The sequence below is a fragment of the Mycobacterium sp. pV006 genome (assembly GCF_041287115.1).
Classification (GTDB): Bacteria; Actinomycetota; Actinomycetes; order Mycobacteriales; family Mycobacteriaceae; genus Mycobacterium.
Genome location: NZ_JBGGKT010000002.1, coordinates 515,598 through 533,202 on the forward strand (window position 1 = coordinate 515,598; position 17,605 = coordinate 533,202).

General features: G+C 69.8%; 17 protein-coding genes. 9 read left to right on the plus strand and 8 right to left on the minus strand.

Annotated elements, in window-relative coordinates; all coding sequences use genetic code 11:
• Positions 1-18: 18 nt before the first annotated feature.
• Together ACAG25_RS05820 and ACAG25_RS05825 are read right to left on the minus strand one after the other, a co-directional pair.
• On the minus strand, positions 19-795 hold the full coding sequence (locus ACAG25_RS05820) for a CPBP family intramembrane glutamic endopeptidase (protein ID WP_370487345.1): 777 nt from the start codon (positions 793-795) through the stop codon (positions 19-21).
• 10 nt (positions 796-805) lie between these two features.
• Complete coding sequence (locus ACAG25_RS05825) at positions 806-1,585, minus strand: DUF2470 domain-containing protein (protein WP_370487346.1); 780 nt, start codon at positions 1,583-1,585, stop codon at positions 806-808.
• A gap of 115 nt (positions 1,586-1,700) precedes the next feature.
• On the opposite strand from ACAG25_RS05825, the gene pheA reads away from it, so the two are divergent.
• Positions 1,701-2,627, plus strand: a complete 927-nt coding sequence (pheA, locus tag ACAG25_RS05830) for a prephenate dehydratase (RefSeq protein WP_370487347.1) — start codon at positions 1,701-1,703, stop codon at positions 2,625-2,627.
• Complete coding sequence (locus tag ACAG25_RS05835; RefSeq protein WP_370487348.1) at positions 2,624-3,316, plus strand: histidine phosphatase family protein; 693 nt, start codon at positions 2,624-2,626, stop codon at positions 3,314-3,316. The genes pheA and ACAG25_RS05835 overlap by 4 nt, the downstream gene beginning before the upstream one ends.
• Before the next feature lie 255 nt (positions 3,317-3,571).
• Here ACAG25_RS05835 and ACAG25_RS05840 read toward each other — a convergent pair whose 3' ends face one another.
• Together ACAG25_RS05840 and ACAG25_RS05845 are read right to left on the minus strand one after the other, a co-directional pair.
• Positions 3,572-3,922, minus strand: a complete 351-nt coding sequence (locus ACAG25_RS05840; protein ID WP_370487349.1) for a metallopeptidase family protein — start codon at positions 3,920-3,922, stop codon at positions 3,572-3,574.
• 3 nt (positions 3,923-3,925) lie between these two features.
• Positions 3,926-5,302: a septum formation family protein gene (locus ACAG25_RS05845; protein WP_370487350.1), complete on the minus strand. Its 1,377-nt coding sequence runs from the start codon at positions 5,300-5,302 to the stop codon at positions 3,926-3,928.
• A 92-nt stretch (positions 5,303-5,394) separates the two neighbouring features.
• Here ACAG25_RS05845 and serS point away from each other — a divergent pair, with 92 nt between their 5' ends.
• Positions 5,395-6,654 carry a serine--tRNA ligase gene (gene serS / locus ACAG25_RS05850; protein WP_370487351.1) on the plus strand — a complete coding sequence of 420 codons (1,260 nt, stop codon included), beginning with the start codon at positions 5,395-5,397 and terminating at the stop codon, positions 6,652-6,654.
• Here the strand turns inward: serS and ACAG25_RS05855 are convergent.
• A complete protein-coding gene (locus ACAG25_RS05855; RefSeq protein ID WP_370487352.1) occupies positions 6,651-6,992 on the minus strand; it encodes a hypothetical protein in 342 nt (113 codons plus the stop codon). The genes serS and ACAG25_RS05855 overlap by 4 nt on opposite strands.
• Positions 6,989-8,551 carry a Rieske 2Fe-2S domain-containing protein gene (locus ACAG25_RS05860; protein WP_370487353.1) on the minus strand — a complete coding sequence of 521 codons (1,563 nt, stop codon included), beginning with the start codon at positions 8,549-8,551 and terminating at the stop codon, positions 6,989-6,991. The genes ACAG25_RS05855 and ACAG25_RS05860 overlap by 4 nt, the downstream gene beginning before the upstream one ends.
• Positions 8,552-8,657: 106 nt before the next feature.
• On the opposite strand from ACAG25_RS05860, the gene ACAG25_RS05865 reads away from it, so the two are divergent.
• The 3 genes from ACAG25_RS05865 to ACAG25_RS05875 are packed head-to-tail and all read left to right on the plus strand — an operon-like array spanning position 8,658 to position 11,010.
• Positions 8,658-9,446 (plus strand): lysophospholipid acyltransferase family protein, encoded by a 789-nt coding sequence (locus ACAG25_RS05865; protein ID WP_370487354.1) that lies wholly within the window; start codon positions 8,658-8,660, stop codon positions 9,444-9,446.
• Between the two features lie 2 nt (positions 9,447-9,448).
• Positions 9,449-10,195, plus strand: coding sequence for a lysophospholipid acyltransferase family protein (locus ACAG25_RS05870; protein WP_370487355.1), 747 nt, complete (start codon positions 9,449-9,451; stop codon positions 10,193-10,195).
• Positions 10,192-11,010: an HAD family hydrolase gene (locus ACAG25_RS05875; RefSeq protein ID WP_370487356.1), complete on the plus strand. Its 819-nt coding sequence runs from the start codon at positions 10,192-10,194 to the stop codon at positions 11,008-11,010. Before ACAG25_RS05870 ends, ACAG25_RS05875 begins: the two co-directional genes overlap by 4 nt.
• Positions 11,011-11,015: 5 nt before the next feature.
• Here the strand turns inward: ACAG25_RS05875 and ACAG25_RS05880 are convergent, their stop codons facing one another.
• Complete coding sequence (locus ACAG25_RS05880) at positions 11,016-12,641, minus strand: N-acetylmuramoyl-L-alanine amidase (protein ID WP_370487357.1); 1,626 nt, start codon at positions 12,639-12,641, stop codon at positions 11,016-11,018.
• Positions 12,642-12,769: 128 nt separating this feature from the next.
• Positions 12,770-13,705: a hypothetical protein gene (locus ACAG25_RS05885; protein WP_370487358.1), complete on the minus strand. Its 936-nt coding sequence runs from the start codon at positions 13,703-13,705 to the stop codon at positions 12,770-12,772.
• Between the two features lie 191 nt (positions 13,706-13,896).
• Between ACAG25_RS05885 and glf the strand changes: the two genes are divergently transcribed.
• From glf to ACAG25_RS05900, 3 genes are read left to right on the plus strand one after another with little or no spacing between them, the layout of a single operon-like run.
• On the plus strand, positions 13,897-15,111 hold the full coding sequence (gene glf, locus ACAG25_RS05890) for a UDP-galactopyranose mutase (protein WP_370487359.1): 1,215 nt from the start codon (positions 13,897-13,899) through the stop codon (positions 15,109-15,111).
• On the plus strand, positions 15,108-17,072 hold the full coding sequence (locus ACAG25_RS05895) for a glycosyltransferase (protein WP_370487360.1): 1,965 nt from the start codon (positions 15,108-15,110) through the stop codon (positions 17,070-17,072). Before glf ends, ACAG25_RS05895 begins: the two co-directional genes overlap by 4 nt.
• A complete protein-coding gene (locus ACAG25_RS05900) occupies positions 17,065-17,598 on the plus strand; it encodes a phosphatase PAP2 family protein (protein ID WP_370487361.1) in 534 nt (177 codons plus the stop codon). The genes ACAG25_RS05895 and ACAG25_RS05900 overlap by 8 nt, the downstream gene beginning before the upstream one ends.
• Positions 17,599-17,605: the final 7 nt, after the last annotated feature.

The window sequence follows — 17,605 nt, forward strand, 5'->3', positions numbered from 1 at the left end:
AGACTGAGGTTAGTCGGATCAGCGCAACCAACCCAGTTGCCCCGCCAGCAGCGAGTAACCGACGAACGCCACCGCATCGATCAGGGCGTGCGCGATGATCAACGGCCACAGGCGGCCGGTGCGCTGCCAGGCGTAGCCGAAGACCAGACCCATCGCGATGTTGCCCAGCCCTGCGCCGAACCCCTGGTAGAGGTGGTAGGCCCCGCGCAGCAGGCTCGAGACCACCAGCGCCACCCACGGGTTGACCCCCAGCTGGCGCAGCCGGGTCAACAGGAACCCGACCACGATCACCTCCTCGGCCCACCCGTTGCCGAAGGACAGCAGCAGCAACACCGGGATGCGCCACCAGGTGTCGTTGAGTTCGGCCGCCTCCACCGCGGCGTTGAGGCCGATGATCCGGGCGATCTGATAGAGCGCCAGGCCCGGGACACCGATGAGCAGGGCCAGCCCGACACCACCGAGAACATCTGCGCGCCAACGGATCCGGTCCAACCCGATCCGGGCGGGACCGTCACCGCTACGCCACAGCAGATACACCGCCAGCGCTCCCCAGGCCAGCAGCTGGAACACCGCGGCCAGGTTGAGGCCGAGGTCGATCAGGTCGAACGACGATCGGCGCGGGTTGATCGCGACGGTCTGGTCGGCGAGCCCGACCAGGACGCTCTCGACGAGACGCAGCAGCGCGGTGTAGGCGCTCAGGGCGAAGGTGACCGCCAGCACGACGGCCACTTCGATGCGCAGCGCGCGGCGCTCGGCCACGGTGAGATCGCCGTGGCCGCCGGGGGAGTCGCTCACCCGAGCAACGCTAGACCCCGCGAGCCCGCAGACCGTTGAGGAAGGGGCAGCCCATCAGGACCCGGATCGCCTGGCTGAGACCGGAGACGTCGTCGACCGGCTTGGTGAACGGCAACCGCACGTCGTGGTCGCCGTCCTCGCCCTCCACCCGCAACTGCACGCCGTAGCGGTCCAGCCCCAGCGGGCGGACGCGGCCCCGCCGCAGCGTGTTCGGCAGGCGGGCGGCGAGCCGGTCGACGATGTCGCGGTGCGCGGACTCCAGGTGCTGCAGCCAGCCGGACTCCAGGGCGCAGAACGGGTCGGGCCGCGCGCCCAGCAGGACCGACAGCGGCACCGACTCCGCTCCGGTGGAGTCGGCCACCACGACCGACTCGACCTCCAGGCGCATCATCGCGTAGCGGTGCTCGTCGGCCGATCCGGGATTGACCTGCAGCAGAGCGGGATTGGGGTCGGTGGCGGCGATCAGGTCCAGCAGTGCCGGCACCTCGGCGTCGGACACCGTGCGCAGCCGGCCCTGGATCCAGACCAGCGACCGCACGGGCTCACGCAGGGGCAGCGGTGCGTAGTCGGTCATCTCGAGCACCGCCTGGACGCCGGCGTGGCCTGCGGCCACCACGGTGCCGTTGAGCGCATCGTCACTCGGGACGGTGATCGCGAACGACCCGTCGCCGAGGAGGTGGTGCACGGGGGTCGGGGTCGGTTCCAGACCTTCGACAGCGACGATGGCACTGCACGGTCGTGCGCACAAGCTGCGGATCCGCTCGGCTGTGGTCGGTGCTGAAGAGGTCATCACGCCACCTTTCTTCTTGGTAAGGTTTGCCTAACTTAACTAGCCCCTGGCGGATGGCGCAAGAGCTTCCTCGCAGCGGAACGGGATTACCGCGCGCGACCGATAGGCTGTTGCGGTGCCCGGCATCGCCTACCTCGGACCTGAGGGAACGTTCACCGAGGCTGCGCTGCGCGCCCTCGAGGCCGACGGACTGATCCCCGGCGGCACCTCGCCGACGCGCGTGCAGCCGCTGCCCAAGGACACCGCGGCCGCCGCGCTGGCGGCGGTGCGCAGCGCCGACGCCGACTTCGCGTGCGTCCCGATCGAGAACTCCATCGACGGTTCGGTGATGTCGACGCTCGACAGCCTGGCCGTCGGTCCGCCGCTGCAGATCTACGCCGAGCTGACCCTCGACGTGTGCTTCACCATCGCCACCGCGGCCGACCGGGACGGGGCGCCGGTGCGGACGGTCGCGGCGTTCCCGGTCGCGGCCGCACAGGTGAAGCACTGGCTCGCCGAGCACCTCCCGGAAAGTCAACTGGTTCCGGCGAATTCGAACGCCGCGGCGGCCCAGGACGTCGCCGCAGGGCGCGCCGACGCCGCCGTCACCACAGTCCTGGCCGCCCAGCGCTACGGGCTTCGCGAGCTGGCCGCCGGCGTCGTCGACGAACCCAACGCGCGCACCCGGTTCGTGCTCGTAGGCCCACCCGGGCCACCGCCCGCCCGGACGGGCGCCGACCGCACCTCGGTCGCGCTGCGGCTGCACAACGTGCCGGGAGCGCTGGTGTCGGCGATGACCGAACTGTCGATCCGCGACATCGACCTGACCCGGATCGAATCCCGGCCCACCCGCACCGAGCTGGGCACCTACGTCTTCTTCCTGGACTTCGTCGGCCACATCGACGACGAGCCGGTGGCCGAGGCCATGCGGGCGCTGCACCGCCGGTGCGCCGACGTGCGCTACCTGGGTTCCTGGCCCACCGGAACGTTGGTCGGGGCCGCCCCGCCGTCACTCGACGAGGCCTCGGGGTGGCTGCGCGGGCTGCGTGAGGGCGCGCCGTGAGCGGCAGGCTGGTGCTCGTGCGGCACGGTCAGACGCACGGCAACGTCGCCCGCCGCCTCGACACCCTGCCCCCGGGTGCCGAGCTGACCGACCTCGGCCGCGAACAGGCCCGCACGTTCGCCCGCGGGTTGCCGCGCCGTCCCGGGCTGCTCACGCACTCGATCGCCACCCGCGCCGTGCAGACGGCCTCCGAGATCCACGGGGTCATCAGCCCGACGGCCCACGTCGGGGCGCGCGAACTCGACGGCATCCACGAGGTGCAGGTCGGCGAGCTGGAGAACCGCAGCGACGACGAGGCCCACGACGAGTTCAACGCGATCTACCGGCGGTGGCACGGCGGGGAACTCGACCTCGCGATGCCCGGGGGCGAGTCCGGGCGCGACGTCCTCGACCGCTACATCCCGGTGGTCGACGGGCTGCGCGCCGAATACCTCGACCACGACTCCTGGACCGACGACATCGTCGTGGTCAGCCACGGCGCGGCGATCCGGCTGATCGGGGCGGTGCTGTCCGGGCTGGACAGCAGGTTCGCCGTGGACCACCACCTGGCCAACACCGAGGCGGTGGTGCTCGCGCCCTCAGGCGCGGGCCGCTGGAGCTGTGTGCAGTGGGGCGCGGTGACGCCGCCGTTCGGTCCCGAGCCGGCCGTGGTCACCGAGCCGTCGCGGTCACCCGACCCGATGGGCTGAGACCGCCGCCGATGACACCTCGTCGCAGACGCAACCCACGCTGCTGCAGTCCAGGTGCATGTCGTGTACGGCGGCAGGGGCGAAACAGTCCGGCTCGGTGCACTCGTCGCGTTGATACGGATGGTGGATCAGGGCGCCGTGGCAATGTTCCAGACCTGTCCGACAGGCGCGGCACGCTGTGCTCATGACTCGTTCATAGCATCCGCGACCGACAGCGCGCGGTCGCCGCGCCCGCGCGCAGGCCACGCAATCGGGTCAGGCCCAACCCAATTCGTGCAACCGCTCGTCGTCGATCCCGAAGTGATGCGCGATCTCGTGGATCACCGTGATCGCCACCTCCTCGACCACCTGCTCCTCGGTCTCGCAGATGTCCAGCAGCGCCTCGCGGAAGATCGTGATCGTGTCCGGCAGTGAGCCCGCATACCAGGAATCCCGCTCGGTCAACGCGACGCCTTCGTAGAGGCCGAGAAGGTCGGGCTCCTCGGCGTGCCGGTCGGCAACCAGGATCACCACGTTGTCGATCGCTGCGGCCAGTTCGGCGGGGATGAGGTCGAGGGCGTCACCGACCAACTCTTCGAACCGCTGCGTGCTCATCCGTACCGCCACGGATCACGGGCCCGGTGGCGGCGGCGGAGCGAGCGGGTCGGCCGGGGGCGCCGGCGCAGGAGGCGCGGCGGGGGCCGGCGGTGGCGGCGGTGCCCCGAACGGCAACCCCGGCGGCGGCGGGGGCGGGGGCAGACCCGGCGCCGGTGGCGGGGCGGCCTCGGGTGCCGGCGGCGGTGCCGGAGCCGGTGTCTGCTCCGTGGCGGCGGGCCCGGGCGCCGGCTCACGCATGTGTTCGGTCTGCTGGGTGGACGTGCTGCCGGTCTGGTTCGACGACGTGCCGCCGGAACTCGACGACCCCGACGAGCTCGACGAGCCGCTCGAGGACGATGTCGATTCGGACAGCTCGGGCACCGGGATCGGCGGCAGGTTCAGCCGCTCGGCGGGGATGTCCGGCGGCGGCACGGGCGGCTGCCCGTTGATCAGCAGGGGGCCCTTGGCGCTGTTGAGCAGTGTCGACCACCCGCCGTTGCCGAGGGTGGCGCCGATGCTGCACGAGACCTGCTTGCTGCCCGCGGCCCAGCTGGGCAGCGAGATCGTGCTGTAGATCAGGGTCAACGTGGTGTTGCGCAGCTGGATCGGCGCCAGGTAGGCGTCGGTCAGCTTGGTGCAGGTGTCCTTGATGTAGGTGTCCTGCTCGGGTTCGGCGGGCAGGGCATCGGGGAACCGCTCGGCCAGGTTGACCGCGCCGGTCACCTCCATCGCGTGCGGGGCCGAGCAATCCACCGGGATGTCGGTGGGCTGATTGGTGCCGGGGTCGATGCCCAGGCAGGTTCCCGGCGGCCACACCTTGGACTGGTCGACCTCGGCCACCCGGCCGGAGAACGGCAGCTGCTGGTTGTTCGGCCCGGGCAGCTGCAGCCCGCACAGCATCCGGCGCTCGCCGGACTGTCGCCACGCCTTGTCTCCGGACCACAACATGCTCACGGTGAACCGGCTGTTGGGGTCGTACCGCGGCCCGAGGTACCGCTTGACCGCCGCGGTGCACTGCTCCTGGCTGATCTGCTGGATGCGCGCCGGGGACGGCGGTTCGGCGTCGGGACCGTACTCGCTGCCCGGGAAGGTGCGCATGTCCACCGACGCAGCCACCTCGAACCGGTGCTCGCCCGCGCAGTCGACGATCTGCGCGGAATCGGGCGTACCGTCCGGCCAGTCCAGGCAGTCCCCACTCTTGGCCTGATCGAACGTCGCGTTGCCGCGCGGACCCAGGGAGATCGAGTTCGCGGTCAGTCCGCTGGCCGGATCGGTCTGGGGCAGCGCGGTGATCACACCGGCGATCAGCAGACCGCCCAGCGCGGTCAACAGCAGTGCACGGCGGGTGGCCTCGGCCTGCAGGCTGCGCCACCAGCCGCGGGAGGGCGTGGGGTCGGACATCCGCTCCATTGTGACAGGCGTGTCAGGTGCTGTGACAAGTGATGCAGTTGTAACGTTATGCGGTTCGAACCGGGCTTGCGGCCGCCCCGTAGGGTATGGCCGTGATCGACCTCAAGGTGCTGCGAGAAAACCCCGACGTCGTCCGCGCCTCCCAACGGGCCCGCGGTGAGGATCCCGGTCTGGTCGACGCGCTGGCCGAGGCCGACGCCGCCCGCCGCACCGCGATTTCGGCCGCCGACAACCTGCGTGCCGAGCAGAAGGCGGCCAGCAAGAAGGTCGGCAAGGCCTCCCCCGACGAGCGGCCGGCGCTGCTGGCCGCGGCCAAGGAGCTCGCCGAGCGGGTCAAGGCCGCCGAGGCCGCCCAGGTCGACGCCGAGCAGGCCTTCACCGCCGCGCACATGGCCATCTCGAACGTCATCATCGACGGCGTCCCTGCCGGCGGTGAGGACGACTTCGTCGTGCTCGACACCGTCGGGGAGCCCCCGAGCCTGACGGACCCGAAGGACCACGTCGAACTCGGCGAATCGCTGGGGCTGTTCGACATGGAACGCGGCGCCAAGGTGTCGGGCTCGCGGTTCTACTTCCTCACCGGCGCCGGCGCGCTGCTCCAGCTGGGCCTGTTCCAGCTCGCCGTGCGCACCGCGGTGGAGAACGGTTTCACGTTGATGATCCCGCCGGTGCTGGTGCGTCCCGAGATCATGGCCGGCACCGGCTTCCTGGGTGCGCACGCCGACGAGGTGTACCGCGTCGAGGCCGACGACCTCTATCTGGTCGGCACGTCGGAGGTGCCGCTGGCCGGGTACCACTCCGGCGAGATCCTCGATCTGTCGGACGGGCCGCTGCGCTACGCCGGTTGGTCGTCCTGCTTCCGCCGCGAGGCCGGCAGCTACGGCAAGGACACCCGCGGCATCATCCGGGTGCACCAGTTCGACAAGGTCGAGGGCTTCGTCTACTGCACCCCCGAGCAGGCCGAGGCCGAACACGAGCGGCTGCTGGGCTGGCAGCGCCAGATGCTCGCCGCGATCGAGGTGCCCTATCGCGTGATCGACATCGCCGCAGGCGATCTCGGCTCCTCCGCGGCCCGCAAGTTCGACTGCGAGGCGTGGGTGCCCACGCAGCACACGTACCGCGAGTTGACCTCGACGTCGAACTGCACGACGTTCCAGGCGCGCCGGCTGGCGGTGCGCTACCGCGACGACAACGGCAGGCCGCAGACCGCGGCCACGCTCAACGGCACCCTGGCCACCACCCGCTGGTTGGTGGCGATCCTGGAGAACCACCAGCAGCCCGACGGCAGCGTGCGGGTTCCGCAGGCACTGGTGCCCTACGTCGGCACCGACGTGCTGAGCCCGAAAAGCTAACGCGCGCCCAGGAGTTCATCGAGCACCCGGACGAACTCGTCCGGGTCGGCGGGCGTGCACGCCGGCTTGAGGCGGGTGCCGGCGACGTCGAGGGTCACCAGCGTGGTCTTGAACGGCCTGCTGACGTCCAGCGGTAGCCAGCGGCGCAGATCCGAGCTGCCCCACATCCGGAAGCGGTGCGTGAACAAGCCGAGTGCCTCGGTGGAGTAGCTCCGGATGTCGCGCAGCGGAATGACTTTCGACGTTCCCGACGGAAAGTGGTAGCGCCGCAACGTCAGCGCCTCCTTGTCGAGCTGGATGCGTCCGTCGTCGTAGTACAGCGTCTGGGTACCGGTCACAGCTTCTCCGACCGTAGTTCGTGTCCTTTGGTGGTCAGGCACCTGCCGTTGGTCAGGTTCCACTGCCAGCCGTGCAGGTTGCACGTCAAGGTGTTGCCCTCGACCACGCCGAACTTCGACAGGTCTGCCTTCAGGTGCGGGCAGCGGCGCTGGATCTCCCAGCCGTCCAACGTGATCGACGCGCTGTCGTCGTGCGCCTCGGCGAACCAGCCGTCGGCGTAGGCGATCCGCTCGGGGGTCAGACACTTGAAGAACGTGTACAGGTACTCGTTGTAGCCGCCGACCCGCCACGCAGAGAACCGGGTGGACAGGAAGATCGTGTTCACCCAGTCCGGCTCGTCGTCGCGCAACACGGTGCGCACCAGCTCGGGAGCCACCGCGAAGCCGTAACGGAACTTCTCGTCGGCGATCGGTTCGCGCACCACGCGTTTGGGGAAGTCCAGCACCACGGTCTCGTCGTGCCCGCCGCCGGACATGCGCAGCTCGACGGGATAACCGATGCCGTCGCAGATCTGGTCGCTGGCCAGCATGATCGGCTCGAACACCGCGCGCAGCGGCTCGAGCAGCGGGTCGCCGGTCGCCGGCGCCCACCGGGCCTTCTCGGCGGCCAGCACCGGCGCCATCCGATCGGCGTAGTCGGCGATGTAGTCGGCCTTGCCGGTGGTGAAGATCTTCTCGACCTCGTCGTCGGGCAGCGGGTGGGTCAGCGCGTGCAGCTGCGAGCCGGTGACGTCGGCGACCGAGCCCGGGATCATCAGCAGGCCGCCGTCGTGTCCGTGCGCCCGCATCTCGCCGAGGAACACCATCTGGTCGGGGAAGATGTTGGCCGGATCCCCGTGGTCGTCGTTGAGGTCGCGCAGCTCCGGGTCCAGGAAGCAGGGCGGCCCGGCGGACGGAATCACCCAGGTCGCCCCGACCTGCGCGATGTACTGCCGGCACCGGTCCATCTGGCGCTGGCGTTTCTGCACGCCGAAGGCCTCCTTGGCGCGGGCGGGCATGTCGTAGACCATCGGGTACCAGATCGCGCCCGAGTACTGCAGCATGTGCACGTCGACCTGCCCGAACTCCGCGTGCAGAACGTCGAGATCCACCGGGCGGGCGTCGTTCATGTTGAAGGCGACGGTGTCGCCGTCGTCGACGACCAGCCCGGAGTCGCCGATCGGACCGTCGGCGGGTGCGCGCAGCGCGATGATCATCACATCGAGATCGCCCTTGGGTCCGCTGACGGTGTGCTTGACCGAGTCGGTGGTCTCGAAGAAGCGGTGGAAACCGAGTTTCTCCAGCTCGCGGCGCAGATCAGGGACCGGGAAGTCCGGCAGCAGCACCATCGCGTCCTTGTTGACGTGGGCGCGCAGGTTCTCCGGATCGAAGTGGTCCTTGTGCAGGTGGGACACGTAGAGGTAGTCGACGTCGCCGAGTGCCGCCCAGTCCAGCCCGCTGTTGTCCGGGAAGGGGAACCAGGACGCGAAGTAGGCGGGGTTCACCCAGGGGTCGCACAGGATGCTCCCGGCCTTGGTGTCGATCCGGAAGCCGGCGTGCCCGACGCTGGTGACCTGCACAGATGTCCTTCCGAGTGGCTGCGGTTCCGGTTAGCAGCTTAGCGCCGCGACAACCGTGCGTCGGTCCGGCGCGAGGGGGCGCCGCGGAGCACTACGCTGATTCGCTGTGGAACCGGTTTACGGCACAGTGATCCAGATCGCTCGGCTGGTCTGGCGCGTGCAAGGTCTCAAGTTCACCGTCACCGGCGTGGAGAATCTTCCCCGCACCGGTGGCGCGGTCATCGCGATCAACCACACCAGCTATTTCGACTTCACGTTCGCCGGGCTGCCCGCCTACCGGCAGGGCCTGGGTCGCAAGGTGCGGTTCATGGCCAAGAAAGAGGTGTTCGACCACAAGATCACCGGGCCGATCATGCGCAGCCTGCGCCATATCGAGGTCGACCGGCAGAGCGGCGCGGCGTCGTTCGAGGAGGCCTGCCGCAAGCTCGCCGAGGGCGAGTTCGTCGGCGTCTACCCCGAGGCGACCATCAGTCGCAGCTTCGAGATCAAGGAGTTCAAGTCCGGCGCCGCGCGGATGGCGATCGCGGCGAACGTTCCGATCGTGCCGCACATCGTCTGGGGCGCCCAGCGGATCTGGACCAAGGACCACCCGAAGAAGATGTGGCGGCCCAAGGTGCCCATCCACATCGCCGTCGGCAAGCCGATCCAGCCGACCCTGCCGGCCGCCGAGTTGACCGCGCTGCTGCACTCGCGCATGACGCATCTGCTCGAACAGGTGCAGGACGCCTACGGCCCGCACCCGGCCGGAGCATTCTGGGTGCCGCACCGGCTGGGTGGCGGTGCGCCGACAATGGCCGAGGCCGCCCGGTTGGACGCCGAGGAAGCCGCGGCCAGGGCTGCGCGGCGGGCCGGCCCGACGGCCGCGGGTGGTGAACCCGGGGGAGCATCGGGGTAGCGATGGAGCCGGTCTACCGCGCGCTGGAGGCCACCGCCGCGTTGCTCGTCCGAGCTACCGCCACCCGGATCGACTTCCGGGGGTTGGAGCACATCCCGGCCTCCGGCGGCGCCGTGGTGGCGATCAACCACACCGGCTACGTCGACTTCCTGCCCGCGGGGCTGGCCGTGGCGCGGCGCGGACGCCGCCTGCGGTTCATGCTCAAAGCCGAGATGAACGACGTGCCGGTGGTGCGGTTCCTGATCAAGCACACCGGCACGATCCTGGTCGACCGGCAGGCCGGGGCGGGCGCCTACGCCGACGCGGTGCGCGCGCTGCGCGCCGGCGAATTGGTGGGCGTCTACCCGGAAGCGACCATCAGCCGCAGCTTCGAGCTGAAGGACTTCAAGTCCGGCGCGGCGCGGATGGCCTCCGCGGCGCAGGTGCCGATCGTGCCGATGATCGTGTGGGGCACCCAGCGGATCTGGACCAAGGACCATCCGCGGGCGCTGGGGCGTAAGCATTTTGACGTCACCGTCGCCGTCGGTGCGCCGATCCCGCCGCGGGGTACGGTCGAAGAACTGATGGCGACGTTGCGGAGGGACATGACCGAGCTGCTGTACTCCGCTCAGGCGGGTCACGATCACCCGGCCGGGGCGTTCTGGGTTCCGCACCGCCTCGGTGGCGGGGCGCCGACGCCGCAGGAAGCCGAGCGTCTCGACGCAGCCGAGCGGGCGCGCCGCGCCCGCAGGCGGACCGACCGCGCATGACACCGGAACTGATCGCCACCGACGTCGACGGCACGCTGATCGACGACGAGGAGCGCGTCACCCCCAGGACACGGGCCGCGATCGAGGCCGCCCTGGATGCGGGCGCCCATTTCGTCCTGGCGACGGGCCGGCCGCCGCGGTGGGTGGGACCGATCGTCGACCAGCTGGGCTTCGCCCCGATGGCGGTGTGCGCCAACGGGGCGGTGGTCTACGACCCGGCCAGCGACCGCATCGTCTCGGCGCGCACCCTGTCGGCCGACGCCCTGGCCGAACTGGCCGAGATCGCGACCCGGCTGATCCCGGGCGCCGGACTGGCCGTCGAGCGGGTCGGGCGCAGTGCGCACGACGCGGCCACGCCGCAGTTCGTCAGCTCGCCGGGATACGAGCACGCGTGGCTCAACCCGGACAACACCGAGGTGTCGCTGGAGGATCTGCTCAGTGCGCCCGCGGTCAAACTGCTGATCCGCAAGGCCGGGGTCACCAGCGCCGAGATGGCCGATGTGCTGGCCGGTCACATCGGCAACGCCGGGGACATCACCTACTCGACGAACAACGGGCTCATCGAGGTCGTGCCGCTCGGCATCAGCAAGGCCACCGGGATCGCCGAGGTGGCCACCCCGTTGGGCATCTCGGCAGCCGACATCGTGACCTTCGGGGACATGCCCAACGACGTGCCGATGCTGTCGTGGGCGGGCCTGGGTGTGGCGATGGGCAACGCGCATCCCGAGGCGCTGGCCGCGGCCGACGAGGTCACCGAGACCAACGCCGAAGACGGTGTGGCGCAGGTGCTCGAGCGGTTCTGGCAGGTGGACTGAAGTTCTCAGACCGGGTTGGCCGGCGGCGTGAAACGCTCGAGCTGGATCGGCGCCATGTCCGCGGGTGCGGGCGGCAACTCGACGGGCACTCCGTCGAGCACCCGGGTCACGGTGTGCTTCTCGCGGTCGAAGTTCAGGGTCCCGTGCTGGAAGTTCTGCACGATCCACAGCGGCTCGGCGATCTCCCCACTGGTCGGCAGGCCCAGCGCTCCGCGTTCGAAACCCAGTGAGCCCCAGGATTTGTAGAGCTCACCGGTGACGGGTTCGGCGCCGGTCTCCGGCGACCAGTAGATCGCGCCGCGTTCGAAGGTGACATACCGGGTCGCGCCCTCGCCGGAGGCCTCCGGTGAGGTGGGCCGGCCGAGGAAGCTGTTCATCCCGCCGAGCGACTCCCATTTGGCGAATATTGCTCCGCCGCGCAGGGATTCGGCGAGCTGCTCGGGTCCGGGCGGGTCGTTGAAGCGCGCGGCGATCTCGCGGATCATGTCCATCTGCGCGTACGCGGCGGCACCCGGACATTCGGTGGCCCCGACGTCGCGGTGGGTGAAGATGGTCGGCAGGGTCGGCGAGGACCCGAACGGGAACTTGGTGAACGACCCGCCTTCGGAGGGCAGTGCCACCGCGCCCAGCGGATCGACACCGGACTGGCCCAGCACCCAGCCCAGAAGCCGTGCGGTGGTGCGCAATTGGATGGGTGTGGGTGGTTCGACGTCGAAGTTGCCGAGCATCGCCGCGCCCCACGTGTTGTGGTTGAAGCCACCGGTGTGCGCGCCCTCGACCGGTCGGGTCATCCCGCCCGCGCGGCCCTCGAACACCTGTCCGTACTTGTCCACCAGGGCGTTGTAGGCGATGTCGCACCAGCCCAGCATGCGGGTGTGGTACTCGTAGATCGACCGGACGATCCCGGCGGAATCCTGCGGCGAGTAGTCGTTGCTGCCGGCGGTGTGGTGCACCACGCCTGCGCGGATCTTGCTGTCGTAGCGCGGTTCTCCGCAGCGCATCGACTCGTCGGCGCCCCACCCTGCGCGCGGGATGATGTGCGGCGGCTGACCCGGCGGCGTGGCCGCATTGGGCAACGGCAGCATATCGACGGGCGCCTCGGGCGGGCTGATCAGAACGGCGTTGACGTTCTCGCCGAACGGATGCTCGGTGTTGGCGGGAATGTAGCCGAGTTCGGGTCCGTCGGTCTCCGCCACGGTCGCCGGTCCGGTTGGTGCGGCGTCCTCGGGGCGGGTGACGGCGATCTGGACGGTCGTCGTGCGCCCGACGAACACCGGTTCGGTGCCGCGCGGACCGGGCAGGTCGGCGCCGACGCCTTCCATGGCCTCGGCCTCGTACCAGGGTCCCCAGCTGCCGTCGTCCTTCTTGGCGCGGACCCGGGCGGTGGTCTCGGTCAGGTCGGCCGCCGTCAGCGCGACCATCGAGAACGGAGTGTCCTGGTGTATCTCGCGGACGGTCTCGCCGCCACGCAGATCGGGGAGGGGTTGGTGCACCATCTGCGGGGCGCCGATGGTTGCGGGGGCCGGACCCGCGTCCTCACCCGGGACGCCGTTGATCGCCCACGGCAGCATGATCACCGTCGCCGCGACTGCGGTGAACAGGATCGATGGGGCGGGGCGCCGACACAGCACGGACTGATGTTACGTATGTGCCAATTGTTACTTGTGTTGCGACACGCGAAAAGTGGGACCCGTAATTCCCGCACGGCAACGGCACCGCAGAGCACAAGGCATCTGCGGTGCCGTCCTGTGTGAAGGACTCAGGCGCCGGGATCGGTGAGCGCGTCGGCCGTCTCGGGTGCGGCCTCGGCGGCACCCAGCGGTGCCTCGCCGGCGGCGGTGGCCACCGGTGCGGCGGGCACCGGGGCCGGCGGCTTGACCGCCGACATGATCGCGGGCATCACGATGCCCTTGAGCAGGTCGATTGCCTCGCCCGCGCCCAGCTGGTTGGCCGCGCTGGTGAGGTCGGACAACAGGCCGCCGCTGCTGGAGGCCACCGGCTGGGTCACCGCCAGCGAGGGATCCCCGAGGATCGGGTAGGTGCCCAGCGCGGGGTCCAGGCCCACGGGCGCGGAGATCGGGACCTCACCGGTGAGCGGCAGGCCCGAGGTCGAGATCGGGGCCGCGCCGAGCACCGGGTCGGTCAGTGCCGGTGGGGTGCTCAGCCCGGGTGTGGTGAGCGCCGGGTCGGTCAGACTCGGCGTCGTCAGACCCGGGTTCGCCAGCGCCGGGTCGGTCAGGCTCGGGGTCGTCAGACCCGGGCTCGCCAGGGCCGGATCGGTCAACGCCGGCGTGGTCAGGGCGGGCGCCAGGCCTGCCGGGCTGGTCAACGACGGGTTGGTCAGCGCGGGATTGGTCAGGCCCGGGCTGGCCAGTGCCGGGTCGGTCAGGGTGGGCGTGGTCAGGCCGGTGCCCAGGCCCGGAGTCAGCGTGGTCGGGGACGCTGCTCCGCCCCCCAGCAGGCTCGGCATCGGGGGAAGGTTGATCCCGAACTGCGACAGGCCCTGCGACAGCGCGGACATCAGCTCGGCGGGAAGGTCGGTGATGTTCGCGGCCTGCACGAACTCGCGGTGCTGCGGGGCGCCGTTCTCGGCGGACAACTCGGACACGGCTGCCACTGCAACAGGACCCGCGACAGCCAGAGCGGCGACTGAGCTCAAGGCCGTCGAGAGCCGGCGTCGACGTCGGTTCGGCACGGAAGTCTCCTCAATACATGGACTACATTTTCGACTTGATGCAGGTAGGGCGCGTAAATCGGGTTACGCGATCGATGGTACTGAAGTGACTGCTGTGAATAGAGTGACGATATTGAATCGTGAGCCAATCGCGACCTACGCCGCTGCGCCGAATCGGGGACGGCGAGCGCAGTCCGATACCCTTGCTGCCGATGATCTCTCCTGAGCCCTACGATCTGTTCGTCGTCGGTTCCGGCTTCTTCGGCCTGACGATCGCAGAGCGGGCGGCGACGCAACTGGGCAAGCGGGTGCTCGTGATCGAACGCCGCAGCCACATCGGCGGCAACGCGTACTCCGAACCCGAGCCCCGGACCGGGATCGAGGTCCACAAGTACGGCGCCCACCTCTTCCACACCAGCAACAAGCGGGTGTGGGACTACGTGCGTCAGTTCACCGAGTTCACCGGCTACCAACACCGCGTCTTCGCGCTGCACAACGGGCAGGCCTACCAGTTCCCGATGGGCCTGGGTCTGGTCTGCCAGTTCTTCGGGCGCTACTACTCGCCGGACGAGGCGCGGGCGCTGATCGCCGAGCAGGCCAGCGAGATCGCGACCGCCGACGCGCAGAACCTGGAGGAGAAGGCCATCTCGCTGATCGGCCGCCCCCTCTACGAGGCGTTCGTCAAGCACTACACCGCCAAGCAGTGGCAGACCGACCCCAAGCAGCTGCCGGCGAGCAACATCACCCGGTTGCCGGTGCGCTACACATTCGACAACCGCTACTTCAACGACACCTACGAGGGACTCCCGGTCGACGGTTACACCGCCTGGCTGGAGAACATGGCCGCCGACGACCGCATCGAGGTCCGCCTGGACACCGACTGGTTCGACGTGCGCGACCGGTTGCGCGCCGAGAGCCCCTCGGCGCCGGTGGTCTACACCGGCCCGCTGGACCGGTACTTCGACTATGCGGAGGGCCGCCTGGGCTGGCGCACCCTGGACTTCGAGCTCGAGGTGCTCGACGACTGCGGCGATTTCCAGGGCACCCCGGTCATGAACTACAACGACGCCGACGTGCCCTACACCCGCATCCACGAGTTCCGGCACTTCCACCCCGAGCGTGACTATCCGAACGACAAGACGGTCATCATGCGGGAGTACTCGCGGTTCGCCGAGAACGACGACGAGCCCTACTATCCGATCAACACCGACGCCGACCGTGCGATCCTGGCCGCCTACCGGGCCCGCGCCAAGGCCGAGACCGCCTCGTCGAAGGTGCTGTTCGGCGGTCGGCTCGGCACCTACCAATACCTGGACATGCACATGGCGATCGCCAGCGCCCTGAACATGTACGACAACACGCTCGCGCCCCACCTGCGGGACGGGCTGCCGCTGAGCGATCCCGAGACAGAAAGCAACCGACAATGAGTGACATCCCGTCCGGCGCCCTGGCGCCCGGGCAGTCGCGTGCGGTGAGCCCGCTGGCCCGCGTGATCCTGCCGCGCCCCGGGGAGCCGCTCGACGTGCGCAAGCTCTACATCGCCGAATCGGACACCAACGCCCGGCGCGCACATGCGCCGTCGCGCACCGAGCTGCAGATCGGCGCGGACTCCGAGGTGTCGTTCGCCACGTACTTCAACGCGTTCCCGGCCAGTTACTGGCGTCGTTGGTCGACCCTGGACACCGTGGTGCTGCGGGTCGAACTGACCGGCAACGCACGGGTGGACGTCTACCGCTCCAAGTCCACCGGTGCCCGGATCACCGTCGGCGGCGCCCCTATCGAGAGCGTGCAAGCAGAACCCGCCACTGGGTCTGATGTCGGCGCCAGCGCCTCTGTCGAGTTCGAGATCGACCTCTCGCCGTTCGAGGACGGCGGCTGGGTGTGGTTCGACATCACCACCTCCACCGCGTCGACGGTGCACGCCGCCGGCTGGTACGCGCCGGTGCCCGCGCCCGGCCGGGCCGACGTCACCGTCGGCATCCCGACGTTCAACCGGCCCGCCGACTGCGTCAACGCGCTGGCCGCGCTGACGTCGGATCCGAGGGTCGACGAGGTGATCGGCGCGGTCGTCGTCTCCGACCAGGGCACCGCCAAGGCCAAGGACCATCCGGACTTCGCCGCCGCCGCCGCGGCGCTCGGGGACCGGCTGACCATCCACGACCAGCCGAACCTCGGTGGCTCGGGCGGCTACAGCCGGGTGATGTACGAGGCGCTGAAGAACACCGACTGCGAACAGATCCTGTTCATGGACGACGACATCCGCATCGAGCCCGACTCGATCCTGCGGGCGCTGGCGTTGAGCCGTTTCGCCAAGGTCCCCACGCTGGTCGGCGGACAGATGCTCAACCTGCAGGAGCCGTCGCACCTGCACGTCATGGGCGAGATGGTCGACCAGGCCAACTTCATGTGGACCAATGCCCTGAACACCGAGTACGACCACAACTTCGCGAAGTACCCGCTGGCCGACGAGGAGGAGCGGCGCAGCCAGCTGCTGCACCGCAGGATCGACGTCGACTACAACGGCTGGTGGATGTGCATGATCCCGCGGCGGGTCGCCGAGGAACTCGGGCAACCGCTGCCGCTGTTCATCAAGTGGGACGACGCCGAATACGGTCTGCGGGCCGGCGAGCACGGCTACCCGACCGTCACCCTGCCCGGCGCGGCGATCTGGCACATGGCCTGGAGCGACAAGGACGACGCCATCGACTGGCAGGCCTACTTCCACCTGCGCAACCGGCTGATCGTCGCGGCCCTGCACTGGGACGGCAACATCCGCGGACTGGTCGCCAGCCACTTCAAGGCCACCATGAAACACCTTCTCTGCCTTGAATATTCGACGGTGGCCATCCAGAACAAGGCGATGGACGACTTCCTGGCCGGACCGGACAACCTGTTCTCCATCCTGGAGTCGGCGCTGCCGACGGTGCGCAAGATGCGCGAGGAGTACCCCGACGCGGTCGTGCTGCCCGGCGCGACCGCGCTGCCGCCGCCGACGGATCGCAGGCGCCGGCCCGTCCCGATCCCGACCAGCAAGCCGGCCATCCTGTGGCGGCTGGGCCGCGGCGTCGTCCACCAGCTCAAACCGCACGACCCGGCCCATCACGTCCGGCCCCAGAGCAACGTCGCCACCCAGGACGCCCGATGGTTCTCGTTGTGCGCGGTCGACGGCGTCACCGTGACCACCGCCGATGGTCGCGGCGTGGTCTACCGGCAGCGGGACCGGGAGAAGATGGCAGAACTGCTCCGGGAGTCGCTGAAGCGCCAGGCTCTGTTGGTCCGCAAGTTCGACAAGCTGCGCAAGGAGTACCGGGCCGCGCTGCCGATGCTGACCAGTACCCAGAAGTGGGAGACCGTGCTCAACCCTGCGTCGGAACCCGCCCATGGATGAGCACCCGCGCGGCGAGGATGCCGTGCTGGTGGCCGTGCAGTCGGCGCTCGCGCATCGCCCCGGGGTGTTGACCACCGCGCGCGCGATGTCGCATTTCGGGGAGCACAGCCTCGGCTGGCTGGCCGCGGCCGCGGTCGGTGCGGCGCTGGTTCCGCGGCGCCGCCGGGAGTACGTCGCCGCCGGGGCCGGCGCGTTCGCCGCGCATGCGGCCGCCGTACTCATCAAGCGTGTGGTCCGGCGCACCCGGCCCAGCCACCCGGCGATCGCGGTCAACGTCGGCACCCCCAGCCGGCTGAGTTTCCCGTCGGCGCATGCCACCTCGACCACCGCGGCCGCGCTGCTGCTGGCCCGGCCGACCGGGTTGCCGCTGCCGGCTCTGCTGGTGCCGCCGATGGCGTTGTCGCGCTTGGTGCTGGGTGTGCACTATCCCAGCGACGTGCTGACCGGGATCGCGGTCGGCGCCGTGGTCGCGAAGGGCGTGGCGCGGGTCAGCGCCCGGGCGGCGGGCGAAGGAGGATGCCGATGAGCGCTCG

What these genes read in the sequence shown, in the direction of transcription:
- ACAG25_RS05825 (WP_370487346.1), bottom strand. Translation starts at nt 1,585, where the DNA reads ATGACCTCTTCAGCACCGACCACAGCCGAGCGGATCCGCAGCTTGTGC.
- ACAG25_RS05845 (WP_370487350.1), bottom strand. Translation starts at nt 5,302, where the DNA reads ATGGAGCGGATGTCCGACCCCACGCCCTCCCGCGGCTGGTGGCGCAGC.
- ACAG25_RS05870 (WP_370487355.1), top strand. Translation starts at nt 9,449, where the DNA reads ATGGAGCCGGTCTACCGCGCGCTGGAGGCCACCGCCGCGTTGCTCGTC.
- ACAG25_RS05875 (WP_370487356.1), top strand. Translation starts at nt 10,192, where the DNA reads ATGACACCGGAACTGATCGCCACCGACGTCGACGGCACGCTGATCGAC.
- glf (WP_370487359.1), top strand. Translation starts at nt 13,897, where the DNA reads ATGATCTCTCCTGAGCCCTACGATCTGTTCGTCGTCGGTTCCGGCTTC.
- ACAG25_RS05895 (WP_370487360.1), top strand. Translation starts at nt 15,108, where the DNA reads ATGAGTGACATCCCGTCCGGCGCCCTGGCGCCCGGGCAGTCGCGTGCG.
- ACAG25_RS05900 (WP_370487361.1), top strand. Translation starts at nt 17,065, where the DNA reads ATGGATGAGCACCCGCGCGGCGAGGATGCCGTGCTGGTGGCCGTGCAG.